The 21026-nt window shown below is 63.6% G+C and carries 18 protein-coding genes and 1 pseudogene; 18 read left to right on the top strand and 1 reads right to left on the bottom strand.

Going from position 1 to position 21026, the window contains the following annotated elements:
* Positions 1-125: pseudogene (locus AB5S05_RS16880) on the top strand (IS1595 family transposase); the annotation flags it as partial.
* A 56-nt stretch (positions 126-181) separates the two neighbouring features.
* Here the strand turns inward: AB5S05_RS16880 and icd are convergent.
* Positions 182-1438 carry an NADP-dependent isocitrate dehydrogenase gene (gene icd, locus AB5S05_RS16875; RefSeq protein ID WP_369288684.1) on the bottom strand — a complete coding sequence of 419 codons (1257 nt, stop codon included), beginning with the start codon at positions 1436-1438 and terminating at the stop codon, positions 182-184.
* A gap of 365 nt (positions 1439-1803) precedes the next feature.
* On the opposite strand from icd, the gene AB5S05_RS16870 reads away from it, so the two are divergent.
* From AB5S05_RS16870 to nuoF, 17 genes are all read left to right on the top strand, one after another.
* Positions 1804-4032, top strand: a complete 2229-nt coding sequence (locus tag AB5S05_RS16870; RefSeq protein WP_369288683.1) for an NADP-dependent isocitrate dehydrogenase — start codon at positions 1804-1806, stop codon at positions 4030-4032.
* A 136-nt stretch (positions 4033-4168) separates the two neighbouring features.
* The gene (locus tag AB5S05_RS16865; protein WP_369288682.1) at positions 4169-4615 is read left to right on the top strand and encodes an NUDIX hydrolase; all 447 of its coding nucleotides are present in this window, start codon (positions 4169-4171) and stop codon (positions 4613-4615) included.
* A 74-nt stretch (positions 4616-4689) separates the two neighbouring features.
* On the top strand, positions 4690-5808 hold the full coding sequence (gene mnmA, locus AB5S05_RS16860; RefSeq protein ID WP_369288681.1) for a tRNA 2-thiouridine(34) synthase MnmA: 1119 nt from the start codon (positions 4690-4692) through the stop codon (positions 5806-5808).
* Positions 5805-6425: a high frequency lysogenization protein HflD gene (gene hflD, locus AB5S05_RS16855; protein ID WP_369288680.1), complete on the top strand. Its 621-nt coding sequence runs from the start codon at positions 5805-5807 to the stop codon at positions 6423-6425. Before mnmA ends, hflD begins: the two co-directional genes overlap by 4 nt.
* Positions 6425-7312: a DMT family transporter gene (locus AB5S05_RS16850; RefSeq protein ID WP_369288679.1), complete on the top strand. Its 888-nt coding sequence runs from the start codon at positions 6425-6427 to the stop codon at positions 7310-7312. The genes hflD and AB5S05_RS16850 overlap by 1 nt, the downstream gene beginning before the upstream one ends.
* A gap of 438 nt (positions 7313-7750) precedes the next feature.
* Positions 7751-9154, top strand: coding sequence for a M20/M25/M40 family metallo-hydrolase (locus AB5S05_RS16845; protein ID WP_369288678.1), 1404 nt, complete (start codon positions 7751-7753; stop codon positions 9152-9154).
* Between the two features lie 222 nt (positions 9155-9376).
* Positions 9377-10747, top strand: coding sequence for an adenylosuccinate lyase (purB, locus tag AB5S05_RS16840; RefSeq protein WP_369288677.1), 1371 nt, complete (start codon positions 9377-9379; stop codon positions 10745-10747).
* A gap of 78 nt (positions 10748-10825) precedes the next feature.
* Entirely contained in the window at positions 10826-11992 is a 1167-nt protein-coding gene (locus tag AB5S05_RS16835) for a ribosomal protein uL16 3-hydroxylase (protein WP_369288676.1), read from the top strand.
* Positions 11985-12410 (top strand): GNAT family N-acetyltransferase, encoded by a 426-nt coding sequence (locus AB5S05_RS16830; RefSeq protein WP_369288675.1) that lies wholly within the window; start codon positions 11985-11987, stop codon positions 12408-12410. The genes AB5S05_RS16835 and AB5S05_RS16830 overlap by 8 nt, the downstream gene beginning before the upstream one ends.
* 8 nt (positions 12411-12418) lie before the next feature.
* Positions 12419-13060, top strand: coding sequence for a DUF7931 domain-containing protein (locus AB5S05_RS16825; protein WP_369288674.1), 642 nt, complete (start codon positions 12419-12421; stop codon positions 13058-13060).
* Positions 13057-13866, top strand: a complete 810-nt coding sequence (locus AB5S05_RS16820) for a secretin N-terminal domain-containing protein (protein ID WP_369288673.1) — start codon at positions 13057-13059, stop codon at positions 13864-13866. Before AB5S05_RS16825 ends, AB5S05_RS16820 begins: the two co-directional genes overlap by 4 nt.
* 490 nt (positions 13867-14356) lie before the next feature.
* Positions 14357-15952: an isocitrate lyase gene (locus AB5S05_RS16815; RefSeq protein ID WP_369288672.1), complete on the top strand. Its 1596-nt coding sequence runs from the start codon at positions 14357-14359 to the stop codon at positions 15950-15952.
* A 300-nt stretch (positions 15953-16252) separates the two neighbouring features.
* Positions 16253-16669 (top strand): NADH-quinone oxidoreductase subunit A, encoded by a 417-nt coding sequence (locus AB5S05_RS16810; protein ID WP_369288671.1) that lies wholly within the window; start codon positions 16253-16255, stop codon positions 16667-16669.
* A 9-nt stretch (positions 16670-16678) separates the two neighbouring features.
* Entirely contained in the window at positions 16679-17353 is a 675-nt protein-coding gene (locus tag AB5S05_RS16805; protein ID WP_369288670.1) for a NuoB/complex I 20 kDa subunit family protein, read from the top strand.
* Positions 17354-17389: 36 nt separating this feature from the next.
* Complete coding sequence (gene nuoC / locus AB5S05_RS16800) at positions 17390-19168, top strand: NADH-quinone oxidoreductase subunit C/D (protein ID WP_369288669.1); 1779 nt, start codon at positions 17390-17392, stop codon at positions 19166-19168.
* Between the two features lies 1 nt (position 19169).
* Positions 19170-19667 carry an NADH-quinone oxidoreductase subunit NuoE gene (nuoE, locus tag AB5S05_RS16795; protein WP_369288668.1) on the top strand — a complete coding sequence of 166 codons (498 nt, stop codon included), beginning with the start codon at positions 19170-19172 and terminating at the stop codon, positions 19665-19667.
* Entirely contained in the window at positions 19664-20995 is a 1332-nt protein-coding gene (nuoF, locus tag AB5S05_RS16790; RefSeq protein ID WP_369288667.1) for an NADH-quinone oxidoreductase subunit NuoF, read from the top strand. The genes nuoE and nuoF overlap by 4 nt, the downstream gene beginning before the upstream one ends.
* Positions 20996-21026: the final 31 nt, after the last annotated feature.

The raw sequence follows: 21026 nt of genomic DNA, 5'->3' as shown, positions 1-21026 counted from the left end.
CCCGCTACCTCCCCAATTACCTGGGCTGGCGCCGCATGCTTGAGCGCTACCAGCAAAGCATTCGGCCAGTTCACTGCATCCAGGAGGCGGTAGGACGCACCGCGCAACACGCTATTGGGACATAGCCTAAAAAAAGGCCGGTCATCAGATGACCGGCCCCCGCTTACTTACGCCGATGAACTCACATATGGGAGATCATGGCGTCGCCAAACTGCGAACACGAAAGCAACTGAGCGCCATCCATCAGCCGCTCGAAATCGTAGGTCACGGTCTTGGCCGAAATAGCGCCATTGGTGCCCTTGATAATCAGGTCTGCCGCCTCGACCCAGCCCATGTGACGCAGCATCATTTCGGCGGAAAGAATCAGCGACCCAGGATTTACCTGATCCTTGCCCGCATACTTCGGCGCAGTGCCGTGAGTGGCCTCGAACATGGCCACGGTGTCGGACAGGTTGGCCCCCGGCGCAATGCCGATACCGCCCACTTCTGCTGCCAGGGCATCGGATAGGTAGTCGCCATTGAGGTTCAGGGTGGCGATCACGTCATACTCGGCCGGACGCAACAGGATCTGCTGCAGCATGGCATCGGCAATGGCGTCTTTGACCACCACATTCTTGCCGGTTTTCGGGTTCTTGAACTGCATCCAAGGGCCGCCGTCCAGCAGGGTGGCGCCGAACTCTTCAGCGGCAACCTCGTAGGCCCATTCCTTGAAGGCACCCTCGGTGAACTTCATGATGTTGCCTTTGTGCACGATAGTCAGCGAGTCACGGTCATTGTCGACCACGTACTGCAATGCCTTGCGGGCCAGGCGCTTGGTGCCCTCCTGGGAGACGGGCTTAACACCAATGCCACAGTCTTGATCAAAGCGGATCTTGGTGACCCCCATTTCTTCCTTGAGGAACTTGATTACCTTGTTGGCTTCCGGCGAACCGGCCTTCCACTCGATGCCCGCATAAATGTCTTCGGAGTTCTCACGGAAGATGGTCATGTCGACGTCGCCGGGCTTCTTGACCGGACTTGGCACGCCTTCGAACCAGCGTACCGGGCGCAGACACACGTAAAGGTCCAGCTGCTGGCGCAGGGCCACGTTGAGCGAGCGAATGCCTCCGCCGACCGGCGTGGTCAGCGGGCCCTTGATCGAAACCACGTAATCCTTGACGGCATCCAGGGTCTCCTGGGGTAGCCAGGTGTCCTGGTCATAAACCTGAGTGGCCTTCTCGCCGGCGTACACTTCCATCCAGGAGATCTTGCGCTCGCCACCGTAGGCTTTCTCGACCGCCGCATCGACGACCTTGATCATGACCGGGCTGATGTCGACACCGATGCCATCGCCTTCGATGTAAGGAATGATCGGGTTGTTCGGTACATTCAGGGACATATCGGCATTGACGGTGATTTTGTCACCGGTAGCTGGCACCTGGATCTTTTGGTATCCCATGCTGGACTCCGTCTTGTGGTTAAACAGTGCACATCGCCCGAGAGTAACTCAGTTGATTCGGGTGAAACCATATGTTCGTTGGTCTTATGCACGAGGGCATTCTGCGACCCCAGGTCGCAGTGGTATACTGCTTAGGTGACTAACGAGTCATAAGGGGTTGCTGGTCTTGATCGAGATAGCTGCCTCTTGAAACCGCCGAATTGTTACCTCGGTTTGGCGGCTCGAAGTGCTCAACACTCTACTGGTGCATCCAACCTCACAGCGGCAAGTCTTCGATTCCCGGCTCGGCCACCCAACGAGCCAGGGCGCCTACCCGCGCATCTCGAGGGACTGTGCACGCTCAGCGAAGAAGAGAGTTAACCCCAATGTCCACCCGCTCGAAGATCATCTACACCTTCACCGACGAAGCCCCAGCCCTCGCCACCTACTCGCTTCTCCCAATTGTAGAAGCCTTCGCCGCCTCTGCTGGCATCGCCGTCGAAACACGCGACATCTCTCTTGCAGGGCGCATCCTTGCAAGCTTCGCCGATCAGCTGGATGCCGACAAACAGACCGAAGACGACCTGGCCAAGCTGGCCGACCTGGCCACCACGCCAGATGCCAATATCATCAAGCTGCCGAACATCAGCGCCTCTGTGCCGCAACTCAAGGGCGCCATCGCCGAGTTGCAGGCGCAGGGCTACAACGTCCCCGACTTCCCCGAAGATCCTCAGTCCGACGCGGAAAAAGAAGCCCGCGCGCGCTACGCCAAGGTCCTCGGCAGCGCGGTCAACCCCGTCCTGCGCGAAGGCAACTCCGACCGCCGCGCACCCGCCGCGGTCAAGGCCTATGCCCGCAAGCATCCGCACTCGATGGGCAAGTGGAGCATGGCCTCGCAATCCCACGCCGACTACATGCGTGGGGGCGACTTCTTCTCCAGCGAGCAGTCGATCACCATGCCCCAGGCCGGTGAGGTGCGCATCGAATTCGTCGGCAAGGACGGCCAGGTCGAAGTGAAGAAGCAGCTCGCCCTGCAGGAAGGCGAAGTCTTCGACAGCATGTACATGAGCTGCCGCAAGCTGCGCGACTTCTTCGAGAAGACCCTGCAGGACTGCAAGGAAACCGGCGTGATGTGGTCGCTGCACGTCAAGGCGACCATGATGAAGGTCTCCCACCCGATCGTTTTCGGCCACGCGGTCAGCGTCTACTACAAGGATGTGTTCGACAAGTACGGCGAACTGTTCAAAGAGCTGGGCGTGAACCCCAACAACGGCATCAGCAGCGTCTACGACAAGATCAAGGCGCTGCCGGCCTCGCAGCAGGAAGAGATCCTCCAGGACATCCACGCCTGCTACAGCGGCCGCCCGGAAATGGCCATGGTCGACTCGGTCAAGGGCATCACCAACCTGCACATCCCCAGCGATGTGATCGTCGACGCCTCGATGCCGGCGATGATCCGCAGCTCCGGGCAGATGTGGGGCAAGGACGGCAAGCTGAAAGACGCCAAGGCCGTCATGCCGGAAAGCACCTATGCGCGCATCTATCAGGAGATGATCAACTTCTGCAAGACCAACGGCGCCTTCGACCCGACCACCATGGGCAGCGTACCGAACGTCGGCCTGATGGCGCAGAAAGCCGAGGAGTACGGCTCCCACGACAAGACCTTCGAAATGACCGCCGATGGCACCATGCGCGTGGTGCTGGCCGACGGCACCGTGCTCATGCAGCACCAGGTCGAAGCCGGTGACATCTGGCGCGCCTGCCAGACCAAGGACGCGCCGATCCGCGACTGGGTCAAGCTGGCTGTGACCCGCGCCCGCCAGTCCAACACCCCGGCGATCTTCTGGCTGGACCCCGAGCGCGCTCACGATCGCGAGCTGCAGAAGAAGGTCGAGACCTATCTGCAGGAGCACGACCTGAGCGGCCTGGACATCCGCATGATGGGCTACAACGAAGCCATACGCGTGAGCATGGAGCGCCTGATCCGCGGTCAGGACACCATCTCCGTCACCGGCAACGTCCTGCGCGACTACCTGACCGATCTGTTCCCGATCATGGAGCTGGGCACCTCGGCCAAGATGCTGTCGATCGTGCCGCTGATGGCCGGCGGCGGGATGTACGAAACCGGTGCAGGCGGCTCGGCGCCCAAGCACGTACAGCAGCTGATCGAGGAAAACCACCTGCGCTGGGACTCGCTCGGCGAGTTCCTGGCCCTGGCGGTGTCGCTGGAGGAGACCGGGATCAAGACCGACAACCCGAAGGCCAAGCTGCTGGGCAAGACCCTGGATGCGGCCACCGGCAAGCTGCTGGACAACGACAAGTCGCCGTCGCGCAAAACCGGTGAGCTGGACAACCGTGGCAGCCACTTCTATCTGGCGCTGTACTGGGCCCAGGAACTGGCCGCTCAGAACGAGGACGCTGAACTGCAGGCGCAGTTCGCCCCGCTGGCCAAGACCCTGGCCGACAACGAGGAAAGCATCGTCGCCGAACTCGCAGCCGTCCAAGGCCAGCCGGTGGACATCGGCGGTTACTACCGCTCCAATCCACAGCTGACCAGTCAGGTCATGCGCCCGAGCCCGACCTTCAACGGTGCAATCGCCGCCTTGACTGCATAAGCCGCCAGGTTCGCCGCGCGGCGCGCCAGAGCAACGCAAACCCCGGCCCCGTGTCGGGGTTTGCGCATTTCAGACCGGCGAAACAGCACGCTGCGCGCTGTTATGATCGCCCTTTCCCATACAGGTAGCGTTCTCTATGCATTGGCAACCTCACATCACCGTGGCCACGGTCATCGAAGATCAGGGCCGATTTCTCTTGGTCGAAGAGCTGGCCGAGGGTCGAACGGTCCTCAACCAGCCGGCCGGCCATCTGGAGGCCAACGAAAGCCTCCTGCAGGCGGCTATTCGCGAAACCCTCGAGGAAACCGGCTGGGATGTGCAGCTCACGGGCGTCATCGGCATCTACCTGTATACCGCGCCGAGCAATGGCGTGACCTACCAGCGCGTGTGCTTCGCCGGCAAGGCGCTGCAGCAGCACCCCGCACGGCCACTTGATGAGGGCATCATCGCCCCCCGCTGGCTGACCCGCGACGAGCTGGCTGCCCAGCCGCAGCGCTGGCGCAGCGAGCTGGTGCCGCGCTGCATCGATGACTACCTGACCGGCGAGCTGTTTCCCTTGAGCCTGATCCGCGACCCCGCCTGACCGGCGAGACGTTCGCCGCAAGGCGGCTGCCCTGCTAGAATCGCGCTCTTTTCACATCCGTGCACATGGCCCCCATGCAAGATCCAACTGCTAAGCGTGTAATCGTCGGCATGTCCGGCGGTGTCGACTCCTCGGTTTCCGCCCTGCTGCTGCTGGAGCAGGGTTATCGGGTCGAAGGCCTGTTCATGAAAAACTGGGACGAGGACGACGGCACCGAATACTGCACCGCCATGGACGACCTGGCGGACGCCCAGGCCGTATGCGACAAGATCGGCATCCCGCTGCACACCGCCAACTTCGCCGCGGAATACTGGGACAACGTATTCGAGCACTTCCTCGCCGAGTACAAGGCCGGCCGTACCCCCAACCCGGACATCCTGTGCAACCGCGAGATCAAGTTCAAGGCCTTCCTGGACTACGCGCTGGCGCTCGGCGCCGACCTGATTGCCACCGGCCACTATGTACGCCGGCGCGATAGCGACGGACGCACCGAACTGCTCAAGGGCCTGGATCCGAACAAGGACCAGAGCTACTTCCTGCACGCGGTCGGCGGCGAGCAGATCGCCAAGACCCTGTTCCCGGTCGGCGAGCTGGAAAAACCCCAGGTACGTGCCATTGCCGAAAAGTACCAGCTCGCCACCGCCAAGAAGAAAGACTCCACCGGCATCTGCTTCATCGGCGAACGGCGCTTCAGCGACTTCCTCAAGCAATACCTTCCGGCCCAGCCCGGCGATATCGAGACCACCGAAGGCGAGGTCATCGGCCGCCACCACGGCCTGATGTACCACACCATAGGCCAGCGCCAGGGCCTGGGAATCGGCGGCCTGAAGGATGCCGGCGACGAGCCCTGGTACGTGCTGCACAAGGATCTCCAGCGCAACGTGCTGGTGGTCGGCCAGGGCAACGACCATCCCTGGCTGTTCTCCCGCGCCCTGCTCGCCTCGCAGATCTATTGGGTCAACCCCATCGACCTCAGCCGACCACGCCAGCTCACGGCCAAGGTGCGCTACCGCCAGAGCGACCAGGATTGCACCCTGGAGCGAACCGCAGAGGGCTTCCGCGTCAGCTTTGCCATGCCGCAGCGCGCCGTGACTCCGGGCCAGTCGGTGGTGTTCTATGACGGCGACGTCTGCCTGGGTGGTGGTGTGATCGAATCCGCCGAGCCCTGGACCAGCAAGGACCAACGCCCATGAGCCCAACCCAGGAGCAACTGGTCGCCCTCGGCGCGGTATTCGAATCCGCCGTGCTGGTGGACAAGCTGGCCAGGACCGGCCAGGTCGGCGAACCGGCCCTGAGCTGCATGCTCGGCAGCCTCTTGGTGCGCGACCCGCAGAACACCCTGGACGTCTATGGCGGCGATGATCTCAACCTGCGCGACGGCTATCGCGCGCTGATCGGCGCACTCGAACGCGACCCGGCCGCCTTGCAGCGCGAGCCACTGCGCTATGCCCTCGCCCTGCTTGGCCTGGAGCGCCAGCTGGCCAAGCGCGACGACCTGCTGCAGATCATGGGCAGCCGCCTCGACCAGATCCAGCAGCAGGTCGAGCACTTCGGCCTGGTCCATGAGAACGTCATAGCCGCCTGCGGTAGCCTGTACCAGGACACCATCAGCACCTTCCGCCAGCGCATTCAGGTGCAAGGCGACATGCGTTACCTGCAGCAAGCCAGCAATGCCTCGCGGATTCGCGCCCTGCTGCTCGCCGGTATCCGTGCCGCGCGCCTGTGGCGCCAACTCGGCGGCCACCGCTGGCAGCTGGTGTTCAGCCGCGGCAAGCTGCTTCGGGAACTCTACCCACTGCTGCGCGGCTGATGCGTCTGGACAAACCCTTGCAGGGCGCCTCACTGCTGGCGCTTTCGGCATTGCTGTTCGCCCTGATGGGCGTCGGCATCCGCGAAGTGTCCGCCAGCGTCAACAACGAGGCGGTGGTGTTCTTCCGCAACTTGGTCGGGGTGCTGTTCTTTTTGCCGCTTATCCTGCTCAAGGGCCTGCGGCCACTAAAGACCACGCGCTTGCGTTCCCATCTGTGGCGCACCGGATTCGGCCTGGCGGCGATGTACTGCTTCTTCTACGCCATCGCCCATTTGCCGCTCGCCGACGCCATGCTATTCACCTACTCGGCGCCGCTGTTCACGCCGCTGATCGCCTGGTGGTGGCTCAAGGAACCCTTGAACAGACGCATGCTGGCGACCTCCGCGATCGGCTTGCTCGGTGTGCTGCTGGTGGCCAAGCCGTCGGCCGCGCTGTTCGGCGGCCAGGCCCTGATCGGCCTGGCCGCCAGTGTCCTGGCCGCCTTTGCCTTCGTCTCGATCCGCGAGATGAGCGACAGCGAACCGGCGTTTCGCATGGTCTTCTATTTCTCGCTGTTCAGCGCCCTGGCTTCGGCCGTTCCCCTGAGCTGGAGCTGGCAACCACCTAGCGAGCGGGAACTGGGCCTGCTGCTGGTCATAGGCCTGCTCGCGACCATCAGCCAGATCATCATGTCCACGGCCTATAGCCTGGCGCCGCCAGGGCTGATAGGGCCCTTCGCCTACCTGGCCATTGTCTTCGCCGGGGCGATCGCCTGGCTGCGCTGGGGCGAAACCCCGGATCCGACCTCCCTGCTCGGCGCCGCACTGATCTTTTCCGCCAGCCTGCTGTCGCTTCGCCGCCGCCCCGGCCGAACGGCAACCAGGACAATCGAGAATCGACAGCGCTGAATGCCGGACCTGCAATCTCTCCGCAGCCACAAGGGGCATTCGGCCCGCACCCGCCAGTCATTCCGCGCGCCGTCCGATACCTCATCCCCAGGCTGAAGGCCGTGAGCCGCGCCAGCAGACAGACACCAACCGCTGCCGCCCCTGGCAGCTGCCATTGGCCGCAGCGCCGCCAGCCCGGCTAGCGGCAGCCAGGATTTGCTCTACGCTTTCGAAACAGCCTGACACGGATATTGTTGAAACAAAGCAGGCAGTCGGCCAGGCCACTACGGCCACTGAAGTGCTCAAAGGCGTTGTCTTCGGTGACATTTTCCGCACAGGAGAACCTCATGAGAACGACGAAGCTGACGCTGCTGATGACAGCCCTCCTCACCGCTCAGCAGAGCACCGCCGCCGTCCCGGTCGATACCGAGGCCTTTCGCGCGGCCATTACGGCAGACGGTGTGCGCGCGCATCAACTTGAACTTCAATTTATCGCCGATGCCAATGGGGGGGACGCGCGCCGCAACGACAGCGGGCTACGATGCCTCCCTCGAGCATATCAAGGTGCTGGTTGAATCAGCCGGCTATGTGGTGACGGTACAACCCTTTGATTTCCCCTACTTCGAGGAACAGTCGCCAGCGGAACTCGACCAGCTGTCACCAGTGCCGGTGGTATACCCCTACGACGATGCAGCCGGTTTCGTCACCATGGAATACTCCGGCGCCGGCGCAGTAACCGGCACTGCCGAAGCCGTCGATCTGCAGCTACCTCCAGGCGCGACGGCCAACAGCTCGACCAGTGGCTGCGAAGCAGACGACTTTGCCAGCTTCACGCCCGGCAATATCGCCATCATTCAGCGTGGCAGCTGCAGCTTTTTGGTGAAGGCGCAGAATGCCGAGGCGGCGGGAGCGAGCGGCGTGGTGATATTCAATGAGGGCCAGGAGGGACGTACCGACGCCTTCAACGGCACCCTCGGCGAGCCGTCCGTCGGCATACCGGTGGTCGGCGCGGCCTTCGCGGTTGGCCAGGAGTTGGTGGCGGGCGGGGTGGTGGCCCGCGTCTTCGTCGACGCCATATCGGAAATCCGCAGCACTGCCAACCTGATCGCAGAGACCCCGGCCGGCCGGGACGACCGCGTGGTGGTAATCGGCGCGCATCTCGACTCAGTGGCGGAAGGCCCTGGCATCAATGACAACGGCAGCGGCTCGGCGGCGCTGCTCGAAATGGCACTGCGACTGGCCGAAATGGGCCTCGCCCCCGTCAATCAGGTGCGTTTCGCCTGGTGGGGCGCCGAGGAGGCCGGCTTGCATGGCTCCCAGGCCTACGTCGACAGCCTGAGCAAACGCGATATCAAGGACATCGCGGTGAACCTCAACTTCGACATGATCGGCTCGCCCAACTTCGCGCGCTTCGTCTACGATGGCGACGGCTCGGCGACCGGCACGGCAGGCCCCAACGGCTCCGGCAATATCGAGCAGGTATTCCTCAAGTACTTTGCCGACCAGGGACTGCCGGTCGAACCGACGGCCTTCGATGGGCGCTCCGACTATGGCCCCTTCATCGCGGTGGGCATTCCGGCCGGCGGCCTCTTCACCGGTGCCGAGGACATCAAAACCCCCGAGCAGCAGGCAATCTACGGCGGTATCGCCGGCGAGCCGTTTGACCCCTGCTACCACCTGGCCTGCGACACCTATGACAACAACAATGACGAGGCGCTGGGGCAGATGGCCGATGCTGCGGCTCATGCGCTCTACACCTTCGCGATGACCAGCTCGTCGGTCAACGGCACCGACAAGGGCTCGGACAAGGCGAGGCAGTCCGCTGACGCACTCAACTACCAGGGCAACAAACTACGCCGCTAAGGCTTGACGGCCGGGAGAGATCGAACCCTCCCGGCCGCTTTGCGCTGCCAAGCAGGGAGCTCACGTCTGGGCGGATGCCCGCTGCTCCCGGCTGCATCTTCGTGAAACGGCACGACCAGCGACGGTTGTTCCGCAAGGGCAACCTTCAGGCTACGGCCTGCGCCACGATTTCATGTATGATATGCGCCCTTTTCAATGCCCGATTGTCCGAGAACGCCTCCCATGCAGCTTTCCTCGCTCACCGCGGTTTCCCCCGTCGATGGCCGCTATGCCGGCAAAACCAGCGCTTTGCGCCCTATTTTCAGCGAGTACGGCCTGATCCGTTTTCGCGTCCTGGTCGAAGTGCGCTGGCTGCAGCGCCTGGCCGCCCATGAAGGCATCGCCGAAGTCGCGCCCTTCTCCGCCGAGGCCCAGAGCGTTCTCAACGAACTGGCGGAGAGCTTCGCCGTCGAACACGCCGAGCGCGTGAAAGAGATCGAGCGCACCACCAACCACGACGTCAAGGCCGTGGAATACCTGCTCAAGGAACAGGCCGCCAAGCTGCCGGAACTGGACAAGGTCAGCGAGTTCATCCACTTCGCCTGCACCAGCGAGGACATCAACAACCTGTCCCACGCCCTGATGCTGCGCGAAGGCCGCGATGAAGTCCTGCTACCGCTGATGCGCCAGATCGCCGGCGCCATCCGCGAGCTGGCGGTGAAGTTCGCCAACGTGCCCATGCTCTCGCGCACCCACGGTCAACCGGCCTCGCCGACCACCCTGGGCAAGGAGCTGGCCAACGTGGTCTACCGGCTGGAGCGGCAGATCGCCCAAGTGGCGGCCGTGCCCCTGCTGGGCAAGATCAACGGCGCGGTGGGCAACTACAACGCGCACCTGTCCGCCTACCCGCAGGTCGACTGGGAGGCCAATGCGCGCCAGTTCATCGAAGGCGACCTGGGGCTGCAGTGGAACCCCTACACCACCCAGATCGAACCGCACGACTATATCGCCGAGCTGTTCGATGCCATCGCCCGCTTCAACACCATCCTCATCGACTTCGACCGCGACGTCTGGGGTTACATCTCCCTCGGCTACTTCAAGCAGAAGACCATCGCCGGCGAGATCGGCTCCTCGACCATGCCACACAAGGTCAACCCGATCGACTTCGAGAACTCCGAAGGCAACCTGGGTATCGCCAACGCGCTGTTCCAGCACCTGGCCAGCAAGTTGCCGATCTCGCGCTGGCAGCGCGACCTGACCGACTCCACCGTACTGCGCAACCTCGGCGTCGGCTTCGCCCACAGCGTTATCGCCTACGAGGCAAGCCTCAAGGGAATCAGCAAGTTGGAGCTCAATGCTCAACGCATTGCTGAAGACCTGGATGCCTGTTGGGAAGTGCTGGCCGAACCTATCCAGACGGTGATGCGCCGCTACGCGATCGAGAACCCCTACGAGAAGCTCAAGGAGCTGACCCGCGGCAAGGGCATCAGCCCGCAAGCCCTGCTCGAGTTCATCGACGGCCTGGAAATGCCCGAGGCGGCCAAAGCCGAGCTGAAACTGCTGACCCCGGCCAGCTACATCGGCAACGCGGTTGCCCAGGCCAAACGCATCTAAGCGGCAACAGCCCTCCAGACGCCCGGCTGTGCCGGGCGTTTTTATTTGGAGGCTTTTATTTATATCAAGGGCTTAAAGATGAATCCTGATACTCCGCTGCAACTACTGGGCGGCCTGACCGCGCGTGCCTTCCTGCGCGACTACTGGCAGAAAAAGCCGTTGCTGGTGCGCCAGGCCATCCCCGGCTTCGAGACTCCGATCTCGCCGGATGAGCTGGCAGGGCTGGCCCTGGAAGAAGAGATCGAATCGCGCCTGGTCATCGAGCACGGCGAACGTCCCTGGGAGCTACGCCGCGGTCCTTTTGCCGAAGACGCCTTCGCCAACCTGCCGGAACGCGACTGGACCCTGCTGGTGCAGGCCGTCGATCAGTTCGTCCCGGATGTGGCCGAGCTGCTCGAGCAGTTCAAGTTCCTGCCCAAGTGGCGGATCGACGACGTGATGATCAGCTTCGCCGCGCCCGGCGGCGGCGTGGGCCCGCACTTCGACAATTACGACGTGTTCCTGCTGCAGGGACATGGCAAGCGCCGCTGGCAATTGGGCCAGCTGTGCGACTCCGACAGTCCGCTGCTGGATCATGCGGACCTGAAGATCCTGGCCGAATTCGCGCCAACTGAAGAATGGGTACTGGAACCCGGCGATATGCTTTATCTGCCGCCGCTCCTGGCCCACTGTGGTACCGCTGAGGATGATTGCATGACCTATTCCGTAGGCTTCCGGGCGCCGAGCGCCGCCGAAGTTCTGACCCATTTCACCGATTTTCTCGGCCAGTTTCTCCCCGACGAAGAGCGCTACAGCGACGCCGACGCGCAGCCGGCCAGCGATCCGCACCAGATCCAGCGCGACGCCCTGGACCGCCTGAAAGCCCTGCTCAACGAGCACATGGGCGACGAGCGCCTGCTGATGACCTGGTTCGGCCAGTTCATGACCGAGCCGCGCTACCCGGAACTGATCGCCGGCATCGAGATCGAGGAAGAGGGTCTGCTCGCCAGCCTGGAAGATGGCGCGGTGCTGGTGCGCAACCCCAGCGCACGCCTGGCCTGGTCCGAGGTCGGCACGGACCTCGTGTTGTTCGCCAGCGGCCAGAGCCGCCTGCTGTCGGCCGGGCTGCGTGAACTGCTCAAGCTGATCTGCTCGGCCGATGCGCTGCATATCGACAACCTGGGCCAATGGCTGGCGGATGACGAAGGGCGTAATCTGCTGCTCGAACTGGTCAAACAAGGGAGTCTGGAGTTTGCCGATGAGTGAAATCCATGTGCGTCTGGCCGACTGGCACAAAGACAACGCCGAGCTACGGCGCATCCGTGAAACCGTCTTCATCGCCGAGCAAGCGGTGCCGCCGGAGCTCGAGTGGGACGCCGAAGACGCCGAGGCCGTGCACTTTCTCGCCTACGAAGGCGACTATCCGATCGGCACGGCGCGCCTGTTGTCAGACGGTCATATCGGCCGGGTGTCGGTGCTCAAGGACTGGCGCGGCCTCAAGGTCGGCGATGCATTGATCCGTGCGGTCATCGCCGAAGCGGAAAAACGTGGTCTGCGCCAACAAATGCTCAGCGCCCAGGTGCACGCCTCGCCCTTCTATGAAAGGCTAGGCTTTGCCATCGTCAGTGGCGAATACCTCGACGCCGGCATTCCCCACGTCGACATGGTGCGTACCAGCACCTAGAGGCCGTAATGAACGAACAAGACGCCCCGGAAACTGCAACCGATAGCCACGAGCCAGCAGCGCTTGCCAGCATCGAGTTCCACTCACCGGGGCGTTTTGCCGTGCACAACCCGGCGCCTGCGCTGGCCGACCACCCGCGCGCCGAGCCTGCGCCCTTCATCCTGGGCGAACACCCGGCCATGGAGCGCTTCGACCAGCCCGGCGAGGCCCGCGCCCATGCCCTCGCCCTGCTCCAGCAGGCCAGCCGCAGCCTGTGCATCTACAGCGACGACCTCGAACCCTGGCTGTATCACCACAGCAGTGTGCAGCAGGCGTGCACGCGCTTTCTCCTGGCCAGCGGCAAGAACCGCCTGCGCATTCTGCTTCGCCAGGTCACCCCGGCCGTAAGAGCGGGCCATCGCCTGGTGGCGCTGTCGCACCGACTGCCCAGCGGCCTGCAGATTCGCAAATTGCACCCGGACTACCCGGCCGAGGACATCGCTTTCCTCCTGGCCGATGGGCACGGCCTGTTGCTGCGGCCGCAGCCACAGCAATGCGCCGGCTACGCCCTGTACCAGGATCCGGCCCGCGTGCGCCTGCGCCAGACGCAGTTCGACCAGGCCTGGCAAACCAGTATCAGCGATCCCGACTTGCGGAGTTTCCTGCTATGAGCCCACGCGCCCTGCTCGCCGCCTTGCTCCTTGGCCTCAGCCTGCCGCTGAGCGCCGCCACCGAAGTCATCGCCCTGAATTACCGCAGCGCCGACGAGGTGCTGCCGGTCGTGCAGTCGGTGCTCGGCAACGACGGCCGCGTCAGCCCCTATGGCAACCAGCTGATCGTCAATGCCACCCCGGACAAGATCGCCGAGGTCCGCCAGCTCCTCGAACAGCTGGACACCCGCCCACGCCGGCTGCTGATCAGCGTCGCCAGTAGCGATGCGAGCTACCAGCGCGACAGTGGCTATCGGGTCGATGGCTCCATCAGTGCCGGTGATGCCCAGGCGCAGATCGGCCGCGGCGAGATCAATGGCCGCGATCAGGTGCGGATCATCCGCCGCAGCACCGACAGTCGCGCCGGGGGTACCCAGCAGGTACAGGCCAGCGAAGGCTATCCGGCGCTGATCCAGGTCGGCCAGAGCGTGCCGCTGACCAGCAGCGGCCGCGACGTCTATGGCCAGCGCTACAGCCATACCGAGTATCGCAACGTCACCCAGGGCTTCTACGTCACGGCCAGTCTGAGCGGCGATATCGTGCATATCAGCATCAGCAGCAACCGCGACCGCCTGAGCCAGTTCCAACCGGGAGTCATCGATGTGCAAGGCACCGATACCCGCGTCAGCGGCCGACTCGGCGAATGGATTACTATCGGTGGCGTCGACCAGCACGATCAGGCCGACCAGAGCGGCTTCCTCCAGCGCCGCTCGACCCAGGGCCGCGACGATATGACGCTGCGGGTCAAGGTCGAAGTCGTCGACTAAAACCCGCGCAAGCGTGACTGGCCGGTCGTCGTAAGACTTATGTAGTAGTCACGAAAAACCACTACAAAACGTTTGACGAACCCTTTTGGCAAAGGCATGATGGCCTCGCTCCCGCTAATCAGGGGCCCTGGAAAGGGTCTCCGGGTCGCCCTCCAGCTTACCGCCCGAGGCGACCTGTGTTGTAAAGCCCACAAGGCAGTTCGACGAGATTGCGACTGGAACGAAGTTGTCCTGAGGGACGGGGAAGCGTTTTAGGCATCAGCCAGCAGACAGTCGTAACCACCGCGTCGCCCAACGGCATCCACGAGCCGGCAAGCGCCAGGTGAACGTCGAAGCTCGGTTCGTCTCGTACCCCCTCCTCCCGGCCCCAACGCCGTCCCGGTCACTTTCTCGAAGTGCTGCAGTGAGCCCCGCAACCATTACCTTCGCTTCGCAGGTTTTGAGTGGGAAAGTCGGTGCTCAACCAAACACTTACATTGAAGGATTGACCATGTCCGCATATCAAAACGACATCAAGGCAGTCGCCGCGCTGAAAGAGACGTTCGGCAGCAGCTGGAGCGCTATCAACCCGGAATCCGTCGCCCGTATGCGCGCTCAGAACCGCTTCAAGACCGGTCTGGAAATCGCCCAGTACACCGCCGATATCATGCGCAAGGATATGGCCGAGTACGACGCCGACTCCTCCGTCTACACCCAGTCGCTGGGTTGCTGGCATGGTTTCATCGGTCAGCAGAAGCTGATTTCGATCAAGAAGCACCTGAAGACCACCAACAAGCGCTATCTCTACCTGTCGGGCTGGATGGTCGCCGCCCTGCGCTCCGACTTCGGCCCACTGCCGGACCAGTCGATGCACGAGAAGACTGCAGTCTCCGACCTGATCGAAGAGCTGTACACCTTCCTGCGTCAGGCCGACTCGCGTGAACTGGACCTGCTGTTCACCGCCCTGGACGCCGCTCGTGAAGCCGGCGACCACGCCAAGGCTGCCGAGATCCAGTCGCAGATCGACAACCACGAAACCCACATCGTGCCGATCATCGCCGACATCGACGCCGGTTTCGGTAACCCGGAAGCGACCTACCTGCTGGCCAAGCGCATGATCGAAGCAGGCGCTTGCTGCATCCAGATCGAGAACCAGGTATCCGACGAGAAGCAGTGCGGCCACCAGGACGGCAAAGTGACCGTTCCGCACGCCGACTTCCTCGCCAAGATCGCTGCCGTTCGCTACGCGTTCCTCGAGCTGGGCATCGACAACGGCGTGATCGTTGCGCGTACCGACTCCCTGGGCGCCGGCCTGACCAAGCAGATCGCCGTGACCAAAGAGCCGGGCGACCTGGGCGACCAGTACAACGCCTTCCTCGACTGCGAAGAGATCTCCGAAGCCGAACTGGGCAACGGCGACGTGGTTATCAAGCGCGAAGGCAAGCTGCTGCGTCCCAAGCGTCTGCCGAGCAACCTGTTCCAGTTCCGCAAAGGCACCGGCGAAGCGCGCTGCGTGCTGGACTGCATCACCTCGCTGCGCAACGGCGCCGACCTGCTGTGGATCGAGACCGAGAAGCCTCACGTCGGTCAGATCGCTGCCATGGTCGATGAGATCCGCAAGGAAATCCCGAACGCCAAGCTGGTCTACAACAACAGCCCGTCCTTCAACTGGACCCTGAACTTCCGCCAGCAGGTATTCGATGCGTTCGTCGCCGAAGGCAAGGACGTTTCCGCCTACGATCGCGCCAAGCTGATGAGCGTGGAGTACGACGAAACCGAACTGGCCCAGGTTGCCGACGAGAAGATCCGCACCTTCCAGCGCGACGGTTCGGCCCACGCCGGCATCTTCCACCACCTGATCACTCTGCCGACCTACCACACCGCCGCACTGTCCACCGACAACCTAGCCAAGGGCTACTTCGCCGACCAGGGCATGCTGGCCTACGTCAAGGGCGTGCAGCGTCAGGAACTGCGTCAGGGTATCGCCTGCGTCAAGCACCAGAACATGGCTGGCTCCGACATCGGCGACAACCACAAGGAGTACTTCGCCGGCGAAGCTGCTCTGAAGGCAAGCGGTAAAGACAACACCATGAACCAGTTCAGCTGATAGCGACTGGCCACTCGTTCGGGTCCACGACGCCCGAGCGAACCTGGTGTACGAAAACCCCGGCAGCGATGCCGGGGTTTTTTTATTGGTTTCTTATTGGTGCCGGCTGCGCTGCCAGGCGCCTGCTGCAAACTCCGCTGGTTGGCGCCGCCAGCCCGTGCCGTCGGCACCGCCTTGCGCTAATTTTTTCGCCTCAACCCTACGCACCTGCCGAAGCACGCCTAGTATTGAACTAACCGCTGTGACCGAGTCACAGGGAGTGATGAGCGAGCAATACCCTTCCCAAGCGAGGAGTACGGCATGCCGGATGCGGTATCGAGTCTGTCCCACCATTGGGGGGTGGCAGTTTTTCTTCTGGGCGTCGCGGGTTTATGCGCCTTTATGCTCGGGGTCTCCAGCCTGCTGGGGAGCAAAGCCTGGGGGCGTAGCAAGAACGAGCCTTTCGAGTCCGGCATCGTCTCCACCGGTGGCGCGCGCCTGCGCTTTTCCGCCAAGTTCTACCTGGTGGCGGTGCTGTTCGTGATCTTCGATGTCGAAGCCCTGTTTCTCTTCGCCTGGGCCGTCTCGCTGCGCGAAAGCGGCTGGGCCGGGTTTATCGAGGCACTGATCTTCATCGCCATCCTGCTGGCGGGACTGTTCTACCTGGTTCGCATCGGCGCCCTCGACTGGGCGCCGGAAGCGCGACGCAGACGCCTCGCCAACAAGCGCAATCCATGAGGTTACGGCATGCAATACACGCTGACCCGCATCGACCCTGACGCGCCCAACCTGAAGTATCCGATTGGCGAGCGTGAGCGCGTCGGTGATCCGCTCGAAGGCCAGGTCCACCGCAACATCTTCATGGGCAAGCTCGAAGAGGTGCTCCATGGCGCGGTCAACTGGGGACGCAAGAACTCCCTGTGGCCCTACAACTTCGGCCTGTCCTGCTGCTATGTGGAAATGACCACCGCCTTCACCGCCCCCCACGACATCGCCCGCTTCGGCGCCGAAGTGATCCGTGCCTCGCCGCGCCAAGCCGATTTCATGGTGATCGCCGGCACCTGCTTCATCAAGATGGCGCCGATCATCCAGCGCCTCTACGAACAGATGCTCGAACCCAAATGGGTCATCTCCATGGGCTCCTGCGCCAACTCAGGCGGCATGTATGACATCTACTCGGTGGTCCAGGGGGTCGACAAGTTTCTCCCGGTGGACGTCTACGTGCCCGGTTGCCCGCCCCGGCCCGAGGCGTTCCTGCAGGGCCTGATGCTGCTGCAGGAGTCCATTGGCAAAGAGCGCCGTCCGTTGTCCTGGGTGGTCGGCGATCAAGGCATATACCGGGCTGAAATGCCCTCGCAACGCCAACATCACCACAGCCGACGAATTCAAGTGACCAACCTGCGCAGCCCCGACGACGTCTGAACCGAGCTTTCCCGCTGACGGACAACGAGCGAAGCCATGACTGCACCAAGCGCCCTGAAGACACCACCGCAGCCCGCCGCCGATGATGTGGTCGCCGAGTTGCAGGCGCGCTTCACCGCCGAGAGCCTGATCTGGCAGGACACCCGCACCGGCATGCCGGTGCTCTGGATCGAGCGCGACATTCTCCTGCAGGTGCTCGACTACCTGCGCCACCTGCCCAGGCCCTATGTGATGCTCTATGACCTGCACGGCATGGACGAGCGCCTGCGCACCCAGCGCCGTGGGCTGCCGGCGGCGGATTTCAGCGTCTTCTACCAGCTGCTGTCGATCGAGCGAAACAGCGACATCATGCTCAAGGTCGCCCTGCGCGAGGACGACCTGCGGCTGCCCAGCTGTACGCGGATCTGGCCCAATGCCAACTGGTACGAACGCGAAGTCTGGGACATGTTCGGCATCCAGTTCGACGGCCACCCGCACCTGACCCGGATCATGATGCCGCCCACCTGGCAGGGCCACCCGCTGCGCAAGGACTACCCGGCCCGCGCCACCGAGTTCGACCCGTTCAGCCTGTCCGCGGCCAAGCAGGATCTGGAGCAGGAGGCCCTGCGCTTTGATCCGCAGGACTGGGGCATGCAACGCCACAGCGAATACGAGGATTTCATGTTCCTCAACCTGGGCCCCAACCACCCCTCGGCCCACGGCGCCTTTCGCATCATTCTGCAACTGGACGGCGAAGAGATCGTCGACTGCGTGCCGGAAGTCGGCTACCACCATCGCGGCGCCGAGAAGATGGCCGAGCGCCAGAGCTGGCACAGCTTCATCCCCTACACCGACCGCATCGACTACCTCGGCGGGGTGATGAACAACCTGCCCTACGTGCTGGCGGTGGAGAAACTGGCCGGCATCAGCGTGCCGGACCGGGTCGACTTCATCCGGGTGATGCTGGCCGAGTTCTTCCGCATCAACAGCCACCTGCTGTTTCTCGGCACCTACATCCAGGACGTCGGCGCCATGACCCCGGTGTTCTTCACCTTCAGCGATCGCCAGCGCGCCTACCGGGTGATCGAGGCCATTACCGGCTTTCGCATGCACCCGGCCTGGTACCGCATCGGCGGCGTGGCCCACGACCTGCCCAACGGCTGGGACAAACTGGTGCAGGAGTTCGTCGACTGGCTGCCGAGGCGCCTCGACGAATACGAGAAGGCGGCCCTGCAGAACAGCATCCTGCGCGGACGCACCCTCGGTGTGGCCGCCTACAACACCGCCCAGGCACTGGAGTGGGGCGTCACCGGCTCGGGCCTGCGGGCCACCGGCCTGGATTTCGACCTGCGCAAGGCGCGGCCGTACTCGGGCTACCAGCACTTCGATTTCGAGATTCCCCTGGCCGCCAATGGCGATGCCTACGACCGTTGCATCATCCGCGTCGAGGAAATGCGCCAGAGCCTGCGGATCATCGAGCAATGCCTGCGCAACATGCCCGAAGGCCCGTACAAGGCCGATCACCCGCTGACGACGCCACCGCCCAAGGAGCGCACCCTGCAGCACATCGAGACCCTGATCACCCACTTCCTCCAGGTCTCCTGGGGGCCGGTGATGCCCGCCGGCGAGGCGCTGCAGATGATCGAGGCGACCAAGGGCATCAACAGCTACTACCTGACCAGCGACGGCAGCACCATGAGCTACCGCACGCGCATTCGCACGCCGAGTTTCCCCCACCTGCAGCAGATCCCCGCGGTGATCAGGGGCAGCATGGTCGCCGACCTGATCGCCTACCTGGGCAGTATCGACTTCGTCATGGCCGACGTGGACCGCTGATATGACCGACAGGCTGATTCAGACCGACCGATTTACCCTGAGCGACAGCGAGCGCCGGGCCATCGAGCATGAGAAACAGCATTACGAGGACCCGCGCGCGGCCTCGATAGAGGCCCTGAAGATCGTGCAGAAGGCCCACGGCTGGGTGCCGGACGGCGCCATCGACGCGCTGGCCGAGGTGCTGGGCATCCCGGCCAGCGACGTCGAGGGAGTGGCCACCTTCTACAGCCAGATCTTCCGCCAGCCGGTGGGCCGCCACCTGATCCGCCTGTGCGACAGCATGGTCTGCTACATCAACGGACACGAAGCGATCCAGGCCGCACTGCAACGGGAACTGGGTATCGGCCTGGGCGAGACCAGCGCCGACGGCCGCTTCACCCTGCTACCGGTGTGCTGCCTGGGCAACTGCGACAAGGCGCCGACGCTGATGATCGACGATGACACCTACAGTCACCTGGACGCCGCCAATGTGGCCAAGTTGCTGGAGGCCTATCCATGAGCTGCGTGTCCTACAGCACCGCCAACCACAGCCCGCGCCGGGCCGAAACCCATCCGCTGACCTGGCGCCTGCGCGATGACGGCAAGCCGGTCTGGCTTGAGCAGTACCAGCGCCAGGATGGCTACGCCGCGGCGCGCCAGGCGCTCACCCAGCTCAGCCCGCAGGAGGTCACCCAGCGGGTCAAGGACAGCGGCCTCAAGGGCCGCGGCGGCGCCGGATTCCCCACCGGCGTGAAGTGGGGGCTGATGCCCGATGACGAGTTGCTGAACCGGCGCTACCTGCTGTGCAACGCCGACGAGATGGAGCCCAACACCTACAAGGACCGGCTGCTGATGGAGCAGCTGCCACACCTGCTGATCGAGGGCATGCTGATCAGCGCCTACGCCCTCAAGGCCTACCGCGGCTACATCTTCCTGCGCGGCGAATACGTCGACTGCGCCCGCCATCTGCTCGGCGCGATCGATGAGGCCAGAAGCGCTGGCCTGCTCGGCCAGCACATCCTCGGCAGCGAGTTTTCCTTCGAGCTGTTCGTCCACACCGGCGCCGGACGCTACATCTGCGGGGAAGAAACCGCCCTGATCAATTCTTTGGAAGGCCGCCGGGCCAACCCGCGCTCCAAGCCACCGTTCCCCGCGGCCGTCGGGGTCTGGGGCAAGCCAACCTGCGTCAACAACGTGGAAACCCTGTGCAACGTGCCGGCCATCATCGGCAACGGCGTCGACTGGTACAAAGGCCTGGCCCGGCGCGGCAGCGAAGACATGGGCAGCAAGCTGATGGGCTTCTCCGGCCGGGTCAAGCACCCGGGCCTCTGGGAGCTGCCGCTGGGCATCCCGGCCCGCGAGCTGTTCGAGGACTATGCCGGCGGCATGCGCGCCGGCTATCGCCTGAAGGCCTGGCAGCCCGGCGGCGCCGGCACCGGCTTCCTGCTGCCGGAACATCTGGATGCGGCCATGTATGCCGGCGGCATCGGCAAGGTCGGCACGCGCATGGGCACCGGCCTGGCCATGGCGGTAGACGACAGCGTCAACATGGTTGGCCTGCTGCGCAACATGGAAGAGTTCTTCGCCCGCGAGTCCTGCGGCTTCTGCACCCCCTGCCGCGATGGCCTGCCCTGGAGCGTCAAGCTGCTGCGGGCACTGGAACAGGGCCAGGGCCAGCCCGGGGACCTGCAGACGCTGGAGCAACTGTGCAACTTCCTCGGCCCCGGCAAGACCTTCTGCGCCCATGCGCCGGGGGCCGTCGAGCCGCTGGCCAGCGCCCTCAAGTATTTCCGCGGCGAGTTCGAGGCGGGAATCGCCCAACCCCTGAGCCAGGCACTGGAGATTTGATCGATGCACCCGCCCCAAAACCACAAGAAGA

It is taken from the genome of Pseudomonas zhanjiangensis (assembly GCF_041027545.1).
Lineage (GTDB): Bacteria > Pseudomonadota > Gammaproteobacteria > Pseudomonadales > Pseudomonadaceae > Aquipseudomonas > Aquipseudomonas zhanjiangensis.
The sequence above is the reverse complement of the archived record's forward strand: the minus strand, read 5'-3'. Positions and strand labels throughout refer to the sequence as shown.